At 43.2% G+C, this 13,515-nt stretch carries 12 protein-coding genes; 10 read left to right on the forward strand and 2 right to left on the reverse strand.

Going from position 1 to position 13,515, the window contains the following annotated elements:
• Positions 1-647: 647 nt before the first annotated feature.
• The 6 genes from MZ182_RS07955 (at position 648) to MZ182_RS07980 (ending at position 6,075) form a co-directional block, all read left to right on the forward strand.
• Positions 648-2,792, forward strand: coding sequence for a M3 family metallopeptidase (locus MZ182_RS07955; RefSeq protein WP_248069751.1), 2,145 nt, complete (start codon positions 648-650; stop codon positions 2,790-2,792).
• Between the two features lie 217 nt (positions 2,793-3,009).
• Positions 3,010-3,633 (forward strand): 2OG-Fe(II) oxygenase, encoded by a 624-nt coding sequence (locus MZ182_RS07960; protein WP_011789695.1) that lies wholly within the window; start codon positions 3,010-3,012, stop codon positions 3,631-3,633.
• Between the two features lie 353 nt (positions 3,634-3,986).
• Positions 3,987-4,589, forward strand: coding sequence for a GNAT family N-acetyltransferase (locus MZ182_RS07965; RefSeq protein WP_014610348.1), 603 nt, complete (start codon positions 3,987-3,989; stop codon positions 4,587-4,589).
• A gap of 32 nt (positions 4,590-4,621) precedes the next feature.
• Entirely contained in the window at positions 4,622-5,086 is a 465-nt protein-coding gene (locus tag MZ182_RS07970; RefSeq protein WP_011789693.1) for a GNAT family N-acetyltransferase, read from the forward strand.
• Positions 5,087-5,123: 37 nt separating this feature from the next.
• Positions 5,124-5,519, forward strand: a complete 396-nt coding sequence (locus MZ182_RS07975; protein WP_011789692.1) for a hypothetical protein — start codon at positions 5,124-5,126, stop codon at positions 5,517-5,519.
• Between the two features lie 160 nt (positions 5,520-5,679).
• Positions 5,680-6,075, forward strand: a complete 396-nt coding sequence (locus MZ182_RS07980) for a hypothetical protein (RefSeq protein ID WP_248069769.1) — start codon at positions 5,680-5,682, stop codon at positions 6,073-6,075.
• Positions 6,076-6,087: 12 nt separating this feature from the next.
• On the opposite strand, the gene MZ182_RS07985 is transcribed toward MZ182_RS07980, so the two are convergent.
• Positions 6,088-6,894, reverse strand: a complete 807-nt coding sequence (locus MZ182_RS07985; protein WP_011789690.1) for a substrate-binding periplasmic protein — start codon at positions 6,892-6,894, stop codon at positions 6,088-6,090.
• 136 nt (positions 6,895-7,030) lie between these two features.
• Between MZ182_RS07985 and MZ182_RS07990 the strand changes: the two genes are divergently transcribed.
• The 4 genes from MZ182_RS07990 to MZ182_RS08005 all read left to right on the forward strand — a co-directional run bounded on the left by MZ182_RS07990 (position 7,031) and on the right by MZ182_RS08005 (position 12,915).
• Positions 7,031-8,122: a DUF2157 domain-containing protein gene (locus MZ182_RS07990; protein WP_248069753.1), complete on the forward strand. Its 1,092-nt coding sequence runs from the start codon at positions 7,031-7,033 to the stop codon at positions 8,120-8,122.
• Complete coding sequence (locus MZ182_RS07995; protein ID WP_248069755.1) at positions 8,109-9,272, forward strand: DUF4401 domain-containing protein; 1,164 nt, start codon at positions 8,109-8,111, stop codon at positions 9,270-9,272. The genes MZ182_RS07990 and MZ182_RS07995 overlap by 14 nt, the downstream gene beginning before the upstream one ends.
• Positions 9,272-9,787 (forward strand): GDYXXLXY domain-containing protein, encoded by a 516-nt coding sequence (locus MZ182_RS08000; RefSeq protein ID WP_025008776.1) that lies wholly within the window; start codon positions 9,272-9,274, stop codon positions 9,785-9,787. The genes MZ182_RS07995 and MZ182_RS08000 overlap by 1 nt, the downstream gene beginning before the upstream one ends.
• Before the next feature lie 293 nt (positions 9,788-10,080).
• Positions 10,081-12,915: an ExeM/NucH family extracellular endonuclease gene (locus MZ182_RS08005; protein WP_248069757.1), complete on the forward strand. Its 2,835-nt coding sequence runs from the start codon at positions 10,081-10,083 to the stop codon at positions 12,913-12,915.
• A 258-nt stretch (positions 12,916-13,173) separates the two neighbouring features.
• Here MZ182_RS08005 and MZ182_RS08010 read toward each other — a convergent pair whose 3' ends face one another.
• Positions 13,174-13,329 (reverse strand): hypothetical protein, encoded by a 156-nt coding sequence (locus tag MZ182_RS08010; RefSeq protein ID WP_248069765.1) that lies wholly within the window; start codon positions 13,327-13,329, stop codon positions 13,174-13,176.
• Positions 13,330-13,515: the final 186 nt, after the last annotated feature.

Consider the following 13,515-nt stretch of genomic DNA (forward strand, 5'->3'; position numbering starts at 1 on the left):
CATCCTGTTAATTCAGCGTAATTTAACTGTTAGGTTAATTTGTTGCCAAGTTAACGAGTGAGAACTATAAAGACATTTGATGATCTGAATGTGACATTAATCGGATAAAAGCTGTTTCAAATTGTGACTCAAGGTTTGCTTGTCTAAATAGCGAGCCGTTTAATCTGTTTATTTGTTACATTAATGTTTAAATAATTACAGTAAACAGTTTATTAAGAATAGTTAATATTTGTTATTGGAATGGCATTTAATTTGCTCAGCCCCTTGTCTATGTCGGGAATATTTGACTTAAAACTTCAGTAGAATTTTTTTAAATAATTCTTTTACATCAAATTTTAGCCAATGTTGACCACTTATGTTCGCATGCCTCTTAGCTTGATTGAGGTGAGTTAGGTTTAGCGTAGCGTTGGCACCGGCATATTTAGACGGGTAATACACATAAAGTGATACAAATTAGCTGTGCTCTGGGCGGGTAAAACTTGGCTGAAATGCGCGTAACTTGTTAAGGTAGTTCATCGAAATTGACGTACGAAGCTACACAAGTTCGTTAAAACAGACTGTTGTAAACCGAAAGCCAAAATCCATTTGCGCGCACCTTTCATCTTAAAAATACAATCGAAAGGGCAGCAACATTCAAGGGAGCCAATATGCGTAAGTCCGTTATTACTACAGCCGTAGCTGCAGCTTTATTACTGGGGGCTTGTTCAGACCAGTCCACCGTAAACCATGATAAAGCACCCAATGCCGTTGCGACTCAACCCGCCGCCAAAGTTGAAGCAACTCATGTGCTGCTGAGCAAGAGTCCACTGCAGGATCAAGCGCCGCAATTTAATCTTATTCAGTCTGCAGATTATGCTCCGGCCTTCGAGCAGGGTATTAAAGCTCACGATGCAGAAATCGCTGCGATTGTGAATAACAAACAAGCGGCCAGTTTTGACAATACGATTCTCGCGATGGAAACTTCGGGTGAATTGTTAACGCGCGTATCGCGAACATTCTTTAATCTCGCAGGGTTGATTTCTGATGATACCTTTCAGAAAACTGAAGCGGATCTTGCGCCTAAGCTAGCTGCCCACCGAGATAATATTTACCTCGATCCGACGTTATTCGCCCGTGTTGAAACCGTTTATCAACAAAAGAGCAGTTTGAATGCGGAAAATCAGCGTTTAGTTGAATATTACTATGAGCAGTTTGTCCGCGCTGGCGCGAAATTGTCAGCCGAAGATAAAGCGAAGATGCGCGACTATAATGCAGAGCTTGCCACTTTAGCGACAGACTTTTCACAAAACAGCTTAAAATCATTTAAAGATGATGTGATTATCGTGACCGATAAAGCCCAGTTAGCGGGTTTATCCGACAGCGAAATTGCCACTTTAGCCGGAGCCGCCAAAGCTGCGGGTAAAGAGGGCTACTTGATTACCTTAGTCAACACGACACGTCAGCCTGTGCTTTCAAGTTTGAGTCATCGTGAGCTGCGCCAAAGAGTATGGGAAGCTTCGGCTCACAGATCTGTGATAACGAATGGCCCGTTAATTGTGAAAATGGCGCAAATTCGCGCTAAAAAAGCCAACTTACTGGGGTTCGATACGTGGGCAGCTTATGCCGTTGCCGATCAAATGGCGAAAACTCCTACCGCGGTGTATGAAATTCTCGATGATTTAGCGCCAAAAGCCTTAGCACGCGCCAAAGTGGAAGCGGCTGATATTCAGGCTGAAATCAAAAAGGCGGGCGGTGATTTTGAGTTGCAACCTTGGGATTGGGCTTACTACGCCGACAAGGTACGTAAAGAGAAATACTCCCTCGATGAAAGCAGCATCAAGCCTTATTTCGAGTTTAATACTGTACTGAAAGACGGGCTGTTTTTCGCTATGCATAAACTGTATGGCATTAGCTTAAAAGCGCGCACTGATTTACCTGTGTGGCATCCCGACGTATTAGCCTTTGAAGTCTTTGATAAAGATAACAGTTCTATTGGTTTATTCTACCTAGATCCGTATGCCCGTGAAGGCAAAGGCGGTGGCGCGTGGATGGATGAGTTCGTGACTCAAAGCGGCTTGCTCGGCACTAAACCCGTTGTCTATAACGCGCTTAATATTCCAAAGCCTGCCGATGGGCCAACATTAATGACCTTCGATGAAGTAACGACCATGTTCCATGAAATGGGCCACGGGATCCACGGTTTATTCTCACAGGTGAAATACCCCAGTGTGGCAGGTACATCAACCGCGCGTGACTTTGTGGAGTTCCCGTCACAGGTTAACGAAGATTGGAATATTGACCCCGTTGTGATTGCGAACTATGCGAAACACTACCAGACAGGGGAGCCTATTCCAAAGGCGTTGCTTGATAAAATCTTAGCAGCAAATAAGTTTGGCCAAGGTTTTGATACTGTTGAATATCTGTCAGCGGCCTTATTAGATATGGAATGGCACTCTATCAGTGCCGATACTCAAATTACCGATGTAGAGCAGTTTGAACATCAAGTCTTAGCTAAACATGGTCTTGATTTTGCGCCAATTCCACCACGCTATAAATCGAGTTATTTTAGTCATGCTTTTGCAGGTGGGTATTCTGCTGGATATTATGCTTATCTTTGGACGGAAGTATTTGCTGCCGATGCTTTTGCTTACATGGGTGAACATGGAGGGCTAAATCAGGACAATGGTGATAAATTCCGTAATACCGTTTTATCTAAAGGTAATAGTGAAGATTTAATGCAAAACTATATTCAGTTTACAGGTCAAAAGCCGACAACGGATGCCTTATTAAAACGCCGTGGTTTAGTGAATTAAGTTTGATCAGCAGTAACAAAAGGCGTGATGGGTAACCTATCAGGCCTTTTTTGTTTTATTGTATTTCCTAGGTCTTTACTCTAGAATCCTGCCAGATTTGACTGTGGGATATGTTCTATATCTCGTATCGACGCCCCTCGAAAATCAGGCTCAACCCTCCCTTCTTTGAGCCCTTGAGTACAGCAAAAGCGTAGCTTCTTTTTTGGATGTAGCATAAATGGTTTCGCAATTGAGTGAAGCAGTGCTGGATGTGATCGCTGACGCCTTGGTAAATAAAGGCTATATACTTTTAACGGACTTAGTTCCTCATAATATTAGCCAAGTTTTATTAGATAAAATTCAAGCTACAGATTTATATGAGTTGAAAGCGGCCTCAATAGGCCGCGGTGTGGAACAACAATTAAACCCAGATATTCGCCGCGATAGGATCCAGTGGCTAGATGAGCAGAATAAGCCAGATATCTTGTATCTTGACTTGATGACACAGTTAAAAAACGGTTTAAATCGTCGCTTATTTATGGGGTTATTTGATTATGAAAGTCATTATGCGGTATATCAGCCAGGGGCATTCTATAAAAAGCATGTTGATGCCTTAAAAGGTAGCCAAAATCGTATCTTAACCACAGTGTTTTTTTTGAATCCTAACTGGAAAGAAGCCGATTGTGGTGAATTGATTATTTATGATGAAGAGGATAATGAATTAGAACGAATCCCCCCAAAAATGGGGCATTTTGTGATTTTTCTCAGTGAACGCTTTCCCCATGAGGTCACTCAAACTCGAGCACAGCGTAATAGTATTGCTGGCTGGTTTAGGGTGAGTAATAGCATCCATGGCTTTTGATATTACGCTGGTTAAAAATGACACGCTTGTGCCATTTTTAACTTGATTTATCAGCTAACACTTAGTTTACAGGCGTTAATCACGCGTCGTCTTTCATTTGAGTCAATAGCGATATTTAACGCCTCTTTTTTATGAACAGATCCTTATCTAACGAGTAATATCTCATCTCGAAACTTATTCACCGTTTTTCGTCTAGCAACCACAAGGTTACCCGAGTGAAATTGAAGGCCTCTTTTAACGTATTGATCAAAATAGCGCTGAAAATAGGGTGTTTTTTTATTATCGTTTAATGTTAGGCTAGATAAAAATGTGCGCAAGAGCACACTTTTAAATCATCTAACGGAGGCGATACAGTGGGCTGTGGAGATAACTTAGGTTGTTTAAGTGGTGAGCATGTAGTACTTGAACCTTTGTCCTTGTCCCATGTGGCGGCATTGAGTTTGGCTGTAGCGGATGGAGAACTGTGGCGTTTGTGGTATACCAACGTACCAGAACCGAGCGAAATGAAAGCCTATGTTACACAAGCTATTGAGGATGCGCAGCGGGGTGAGAGTTTTCCTTTTGCTGTTCGCGATAGGGTATCAGGTGAGATTGTGGGTTGTACGCGAATTTGCCACTGGGAGAGTGAACATCGTCACCTTGAAATTGGGTACACTTGGTATGCAAAACGAGCTCAACGTACAGGCATTAATACTGAATCCAAACTGCTGCTGTTAACCTTTGCTTTTGAGTCCTTAGATGCCATCGCAGTTGAATTTCGTACGCACTGGCATAATCAGGCATCACGCCAAGCTATTGCTAGGCTAGGAGCCAAACAAGATGGAGTCCTGCGCAATAATAGAATTCTTAAGGATGGCACTATTCGCGATACTGTTGTTTATTCGATTATTGATACTGAATGGCCAACGGTTAAATCTGGCCTGCAATTTCGATTGAAACAGAAACCTATAATCTGATCGTTTATATAAAGCAAAGTTAGGAAATATAAATGGCGAGCATTATTACTCAAGCAGATGTGACTGATAGCCATGACGTTGCCGTGTTATTTAATGAGTATCGGCAGTTCTATGGATGTGATGATAACTTTGTGGCAGCACAGCAGTTTATCCATGCGCGATTATTCGAACGCTCGTCCGTGGTGTTTATTGCGCGGGATCACCAAGGTTTGGGCCTTGGCTTTGTGCAGCTATATCCTTGCTTTTCATCGCTGCGATTAGCCCCGATTTTAATCTTGAATGATGTTTTTGTGACTCAACATGCTCGTTGTGTCGGCATTGGTCGGGCTTTAGTCCAGCGTGCAGCCCGTTACGCAAAGGAGCAAAATATCAGTTATTTGATCTTAGAGACTCAAAGGGATAATCGCCGTGCTCAAGGCTTGTATGAGGCATTAGGCTTTGTTCGAAACCAAGATTTTTTTACCTACGAGCTTGAGATTCATTCTGGGCTTAGGTAGGTTTATTCGTTATTGCTAATAAAAAGGGAATACAACCATGTTAAAAGCGTTAGTCATAGGTGGCTTAGCCTTAAGTGCGAGCTCTGCGGTATTGGCAGGTGAAGCAGAGAAGGCTTTTAGTAATGAGGTCATCGAATGTGCCGCTTATTATCAGATAAGTTCAGAAGCGATAGCGGCAATGAATGCTCCGCAAATGCAGGCCGTGGGTGAGAGGTTAAAGAACTCGAAAGTTGAAGCAGAGGATCTTGCCAAGCAATATCGCCCAGAAGCGGAAGTGATCCAAGCTATTGCCGATGCCAAAGCGCGACAAATTCAAAGTCTTGGAGGGTCAAGTAATTTAGGTGCTTTGATGGGCAAATATAAAGATGGATGCCAAACCATACTGGCTGAGCCACAAAAACGGTTAGATTATTGGATTATGGCAACGATGTAGTGTCGCCGTTAACCTATAAATATCAAAAAGGAGCCAAATGGCTCCTTTTTGATATTTAACTGGCTAGCACAGTTAATTTTTTTGGGGGGTGAAACGGAGTTATGCTTTAGGCGGTCTTAGTTTGCAGCTTACAATCTTTTTGAATTAACTGAGAATAGTGATGATGTTAATACTCTTGGCAGCAATGGTGTTGAGTACAGGACTTTGCATATACCACTTAAATCAAGGAAAGCGAGTGTTATTAGCACCGCTGTTCATTGCCAATGTGAGTGAGCAGACAAAGCGAATGTTGCTAGGGGTATTTTATTTTCAAACAATTTTTTTCTTGATATCAACAGCGACTTTTCTTGTTTGTGCCGTTGCACTCATCCCCCAGATGTATGCTTTTAGCTTATTGTTATTTATTGGACTTAACTACAGTATTTTTGCAATTTGGCAGCTTTATATAGCAAGCATAAGTCCACCCAACAGTGGACTTATGTTGAGTCTCCAAGCACTGGTGTTTCTACTCATTGGTGTTTTGTCTATGTTAGAGCCCTTAATGGCAATGATGTGATAGGGAAGCACATTAATCGGACGTGGTGAGTGTGATGTCATAATTTTGTGCTAATTCTGCCAACTTACCGTTATCAGTCAGTAATTGTAACCAATGGGATAGCTTTGTCGCTTCGAGTACTGAGTTCGGCTTCAATAGAATGTTATGGGTATAGTGTTGATCCCATTTCTCAGATATGAGTAATAGTGGTTGTTCTTGGGGATTGAGCTTGAGATAGTGATTGAGGTAAGAATAAGTTACAGGTGCAACATCAGCGCGTTTGCGTAAAATACTCTCGATCGAAGCTTTATTATTGTTTACGTATATAATATTGAACTGTTTTTCAAGGTGCTCAGGATTTGTTTCTAATTGTGCGAAGCGATAGTGGTAGCCTTTAACTAAGGCGATCGATTTATTGGTCAGAGTGCTAAAAAACAACTGATTTCTCGCTTTACTCTTTAGGGCAATAAAAGCTTCACCATCGGTGATGTGTAAAGGAATAAATTGGGTCTCGATTTGTTGCCAACCCCAATTAGGGTTCTCAAACATCATCATATCGAATCGTCCTACTGAATAGGCTTTATATCTATGCTCTATGCTGGTAGAGACAAATTCAAATCTAACATCCTGTTGTACTTGATTGAGCGCATTAATAATATCGAGGGTTAGGCCAGTATAGCGCCCATCCTGTTGAAGATTAACATAAGGGGCAAATTGATACCCTCCTACGCGTATTTGGGGGATGGGATCGACTTGCTGCCCTTGGGCAAATACCATAGAGCTTAAACTGGTAAAGAGGATGAAGCATAAAAGTGGGTAGCTACTGCCTTGTAAGTGCATAGGTTCTCCTGTTATTCACCACGGCCTTAGCTTACCTGTGGTTGTTACAAGTTAATACAATTAATTGCTGCACTTACGTATTGTTAATGCGTATTTTTGTGCTGCTAAGTTTTATGATGATTAGGGAGATCTCACGTTGAGTAATTTATCATCTCAGGTATGTGAGTGGCTTGAACAGGGATATATCACTAAAGAGCAGGCAAATCGCCTATATTGCGCTCTTTCGCCGCGACCAAGTGCAGCGAGCTGGAGAACCCTCTTCAGCACAATACTATTATGGTTGGGGACGTTTAGTTTTGTCAGCGGAGTGATATTTTTCTTTGCCTATAATTGGCAATCCCTTGGCCGTTTTGCAAAATTTGCCCTAATAGAAGTGGCAATATTGCTGACCATTTCCCTGTTTGTTTGGTTATATTATCGTGCCGCTTGTCGAGTATCAGCTGCTTATCCATATAAGTCTTCCCTCTTGGGGGGAACAACTGCCAATGCCATGCTGTTCGGAGCCAGTATTTTAGTGGGAGGACTATTGGCACTCGTTGGACAAACCTATCAAACAGGCGCCGATCCTTGGCAATTATTCGCCTTGTGGGCAATTGTTATTTTACCTTTTGCTTGGGTCGCAAGATTTGATGCTTTATGGTTATTGATCGCCGGGTTATTGAATCTTAGTTTAGGGTTGTTTTTTGATACTTTTTCCCATTTTTGGGGAGACTTTTGGGATGAACAAGCATTGCTATTCACCTTTGTCATCTTCAATTTAGTTATCTATTACACCTTTGTATTTTTAGACCGAAAAGCGACAGGAAGCTGGCATGTTCCCCTTGTAGAATATGCCTGTTCGATGTTTGCTATGGGATGTTTTACTTGGTTAATCACTTGGCTGATTTTTGATGATGTGAGTGAACATCATGGCTTTTACACTGGGGTTATGTGCGGCTATTTTGCCCATCTTGTTATTGGTTTCTTTATTTTCCGCTATCGATTACCACGCATATATCCTTTAGCTTTAGGTGGTTTTAGTCTGATTGCCGTGGTCGGTGCATTATGGGTAAAACTAATGTTTGAGGATAATGAGCCTATAGGTGGCTTCTTATTTATTGGCCTTTATATCATTTTAGCCAGTACTGGTTTAAGCCTATGGTTGAGAAAACTAAACCGACTTTTTAATACACAACCAACCCAGTTACTAAACCAAGCCATTATGGGAGAAGCCCATGGACAAAAATAAGGGCTTAGTGGAAGAATCAGTGGCAACTACACCATTGGATAAGTGTGTTGTACCAAGTGATATGCCATGTGAGTCACCTTTGGCAACATTGTGGCAAGCCTTGTATGCAGAGGGTAACGTCGGCTCGCCTCAAATGCCTGAAAGCCACGATGTGCCATGGTATATCGCTGCGATGCAAGCCTTTGCAGCTTGGATTGCAGCATGGTTTTTATTGGGGTTTATGGCATCGCTTTTGGCTGCGATTTTTGAACGAGTCGATGGATATTTTGCCTTATTTATTGGGTTAATCTATTTGGGGATTGGCGTTGGTTTATATTTTTTACCACGAAAACAAACTTTTATTCATCAATTTGCCTTTGCTGCGAGCTTGAGCGGGATCTTGGGTATTGCTTGGGGATTATTCGATTTACTTGGCGATGACTTTAGCTTTGCTTGGTATAGCAGCATGGCAATTATTCTTTTGTGTCTATGGGGATTGATTACCCATGGGTTAGCTCAGTTTGTGTTTGCTTTTTGCTTAAGTTGGTGTGTTGTTGGCATTATGGCTAAATTACATCTACTTAACTTGAGTCAGAGTATTTTTGCCTTACTTATCAGTTTAGTTGTTTTAAATATCCATCAATTAGGCCGCCACTATCGGCGAGCACGTATGCTCTTATACGGTTTTGCATTTACTCTTCTGAATATTCAATTACTTCATGCCTTTAGTATGGATAATATGTTTGAAGCCTTGTTTACTCCTTGGCTGCAAATGCCGTGGCTTTCTTTGACACATGTGCTGATTATTTTTTCTATTTGCAGTTTTTTATTGATATCTATTTTCCGTGAACGTCAACAATCACTCGTTTCGCTTAGCGCATTTGCATGTGTTATCGGGTTAGTTTTCGTCAGTGGCCTGTCCTTGCCAATGCAGGGTGTATCCACGGCTATTCTGCTAATGTTACTCGGTCACTATGCTAATGAATTTTGGCTTAAATGGATGGGTATTGCATCGGCAGTATTATTTGTGGGTGGCTATTACTATTCCTTGGAAACGACGTTAATGCTTAAGTCTTGGTATTTGATGGGATTAGGTTTATTGCTACTGGTAACAAAGTTAGTGATGTGGCGGCTATTTCCTGCAAATGTGCATGCTAAGGAGACTATGTGATGGGAAATGTGATGGGAAAACTGTCGGCTTCACATAAATGGGCGCTGGGCATCGTACTTTTCACGACAATGGTAATTCTTGCTGGTGTAAATTGGCGCATTTTCAAGTTTGAACAGATCCTTAATCACGGACAAGTGGTGCGTTTTGCATTAGCGCCGGTCGATCCGCGTTCATTAATGCAGGGGGATTATATGGCGCTTGAATATGCCATCGCGCGTGATGTGCGTAGTGCTTTGGCACCGCAACAAACCCAAGGACAGTTACTATTGGCATTAGATGAGCAAAAGGTTGCGCGGTTTGTGGATTTTTATACTGATCAAGCATTAGGCAAAGATCAGCTTAGGGTGCAATTTCGTGTCCGTGGGAATCAAATTAAGCTCGCATCGAACAGCTTTTTCTTTGAAGAAGGCCAAGCCGATCATTTTAGTGCAGCTAAATACGGTGAGTTTAGGGTGAACTTGCAGGGTGAGTTACTGCTGGTTAGTTTGCTCGATGAGAAGTTGCAGCCCTTATAGCCCAGTATCAGGATGATCATCATCCATTTGTTTTGCTTTATTATCTTTGTTTATCTTTGGCCGTACTGTGTATCGGGCGGCCTGTATTCCCCGTACTGCTTTCTTCCTAGCCCAGAACGCTAAATCGTATGAGTTATATCCATCTTAAGTTGCAACTTTTATGCAGCCAATTTGTAACATTGCTCGCCTATAGTATCGTCAGTTTGTGAAGTACTGCGTCTGGAAGTATTTAAGCGCATCAATTAAATCGTCATTCAATAGCCAATACTAAAACGATACATTTAGGGGTCTCAATGTTTAACACGAAAACTTTGCTGGCGTTAGCCATCAGCAGCGTCTGTGGGCTTGCCCATGGCGCGGATAATTTAATCATTTCTGAATACGTCGAAGGCAGTGGCAACAATAAAGCCATCGAACTGTATAACCCAACTACAGACGTTATTGATTTAAGCCAATACCAATTGCGTTTCTATTTCAATGGCAGCACCAATGTCGGTACGACTATTGCGCTCACTGGCTCATTAGCAGCGGGAGCGACTTATGTGGTTGCCGATAACGACGCCTCGGCTGATATTCTTGCGGTGACAAATCAACAGAGTACAGCAAGTTTTTTTAATGGTGATGATGCCATTGTTCTGACATATCAAAATCAAGTGATTGATAGCTTAGGTCAAGTGGGCGTTGATCCGGGAGCAGAGTGGGGCAGTGGTTTGCTTTCCACCCAAGACAATACCCTGCGTCGTAATCCTAATTTATTGATTGCAGATACCATTATTGATGATGAGGTGAACTTTAGTACTTGGCTGGGCTTTGCTAAGGATGATATCTCGGATCTTGGTAAATTCAGCGCAGGCACGCCAACAGATCCAGTCGACCCTCCACCAAGTTCTTTAGTGTGCGGTGAAGATGCCACGGCGATTCATACGCTTCAAGGCGCTGGAGCTGTAAGCCCGCTTAATGGCCAAACCTTAGTGGTTGAGGCGGTTGTTGTCAGTAATCAAGAAGCCGGTCTTAAAGGCATTTTCATGCAAATGGCTGATCATGAAGTCGATAATGACCCACTGACCTCGGAAGGTGTGTTTGTGTATACGGGGAATGCACCAACCGCGTATGTGGCGGGCGATCGTATTCGTTTAAAAGCAAAAGTCACCGAATATCAAGGTTTAACGGAATTAACGACCGTCTCTGAGCACAAGTTATGTGCCACAGGTCAAGCACTACCAACTGCTGCGGTAGTGACTTTACCCGTTAACAGCAGTGATGATTTCGAACCTTTTGAGGGGATGCGTGTTCGTTTTAGCCAAGATTTAGTGGTGAACGAAGTCTATAACCTCGGTCGTTATGGTGAAATTTCATTAGGTAGCCAGCGTCACTTTATTGGTACGCAGGTCGCTGCACCGGGCGCAGATGCGCTGGCGGTGAGCGCAGCCAACCAACGGGACAGTATTTTATTGGATGATGGTTTAACGGTGCAGAATCCCGATCCTGTGCAATTCCCCGCCCCAGGGCTTAGCGCATCAAACACAGTGCGTGTGGGTGATAGCGTCACATCGCTTACGGGGGTGATGCACTATGGCTTTAATTTGTATCGCATTATGCCAACGGAAACGGTGAACTTTGTGGCGGAAAATCCACGTCCTGTTGCGCCCACATTGGTTGATGGCGGTAATTTAAAAGTCGCTAGCTTTAACGTGCTTAACTACTTCAATGGCGACGGCCAAGGCGCTGGTTTCCCAACCGCGCGTGGTGCCAATACCTTAAGCGAGTTTGAGCGGCAAAGGGCCAAGATTGTCAGTGCCATGGTGGGCATTAGTGCCGATGTATTCGGCTTGATGGAAATCGAAAACGATGGCTTTGGCGCTAATTCAGCTATTGCTGATTTAGTTTCGGGTTTAAATGCCGCAGTGGGTGAGGCGCGCTACGCTTATATCGCGCCAACAGGCATAAATGCAATTGGCACCGATGCCATTTCTGTCGGCTTGATTTATCGTCGTGATAAAGTCACACCGAAGGGTGCTGCGCGCATTCTATCCAGTGCCAATTCGCCATTAGATGATAATCAACAACCCCTGTTTAACGATACCAGAAACCGTCCAATGTTGACGCAAGCCTTTAGCGTGAATGGCAGTGAAGAGGGGGTGGTTGTCGCGGTGAATCACCTTAAATCTAAGGGCAGTGAGTGTGCGGGCGATCCTGATCTTAACGACGGTCAAGGCAACTGTAATAGCACTCGTACCCGTGCGGCGACTGCTGTTGGTCAATGGTTAGGCGAGCAATATCCAGAGCAAGGCGTGCTGCTGATTGGTGATTTGAACGCCTATGCGAAGGAAGATCCATTAACAGCCTTGGCTAATGCGGGCTTTAGTGAACTGTTTGCTGAGCTTAGAAAACCCAATCCATACACTTATGTGTTCTCCGCCGAATCGGGTCAGTTAGACCATGCTTTAGCAAACGCCGAGTTACTGGATAAAGTGGTGGATGTAACACAGTGGCATATTAATACCGATGAACCACGCGTATTGGATTACAACGAAGAGTTTAAGACGCCCGCTCAAATCCAAGATTTATACTCAACCGATGCTTATCGCTCATCGGATCACGATCCTGTGGTGATTTCACTCCTGCTTGAAGCGGAAAAAGTGGCGCCAGTTGCCAGTTTCACTCAAGTGGTGAATGGTGCGACTGTGCAACTGACATCCACTTCCAGCGACAGTGATGGACACATTGTTTCTGCTGAGTGGAACTTGGGTGATAATACTGTGGCAGTAGGGAATGTTGTCACTCACAGTTACCGCCAAAGCGGTGAGTATCAGGTTACACTCACAGTGACGGATAATGATGGTCTCACCCATAGCATCTCCCAAAAGGTGACAGTGGTTGTTGAAAATGTGAAAAAGCCGCCAGTCGCGCAAATTCAGCGTATTAATTTATGGTTAGTCGATATGTTTATTTCGACGAGCTACGATACCGATGGTGTGATCAAACAACATAAATGGACGTTTGATAATGGCACCCGCGCTAACGGTCAAGTGGTATTGCGCCTTGCCCGTCGTGGGCAACACACAGTTGAACTGACCGTTAAAGATAACGACAAGTTAACCGATACCACGACACTGACGTATCGTTAAGTCAGTCCTTTTATTCCGCTGATTTTAAGTGACTCAAAGCCCGCCGCCGCGGGCTTTTGTTTTTGCCTAAAAGCAAGATAACTTTGTCGTCAGTTGCTGTGACGCATCAATTGTCATTGTTTCCCCAGTGACTCGTCACCTCTTTATTTAACAAGAAGTATCCCTGAGGGCTCTAATAAAATATCCCTGTTTTAGAAGGTTACAGGTGCAACAATGCCAATCCTCACTAACCCTATCGCTGTTCGATTAGCTGAAAAGCTAATGCCCAAAGCAAGATAACTTTATCGTCAGTTGTGCTGTATTCATTGTCATTGTTTCCCCTGTGACTCGCCATAAACTCGTCCCTGAGGGCTCGACGACGGCATCCATGCCGCCAACGGTCACAGTTGCAACAATGCCAATCTTAACTAACACTTCTGCTGTTCGTTTAGCTAAAAAGATATTGCCCCATTCCGCGCCACAGCGCTAAGACAGGTTACTTGTTATCATGAGCCAATTGGCCAAGTTTTAGTAATGATACAAAGTGTCCACTATTGCTGGATCAGATCAAAGTGATACATGCTAATAAGCGTTTGTAATAAAAGTATAAAATCGATATCT

The sequence above is a fragment of the Shewanella sp. JNE2 genome (assembly GCF_023159115.1).
Classification (GTDB): domain Bacteria; phylum Pseudomonadota; class Gammaproteobacteria; order Enterobacterales; family Shewanellaceae; genus Shewanella; species Shewanella putrefaciens.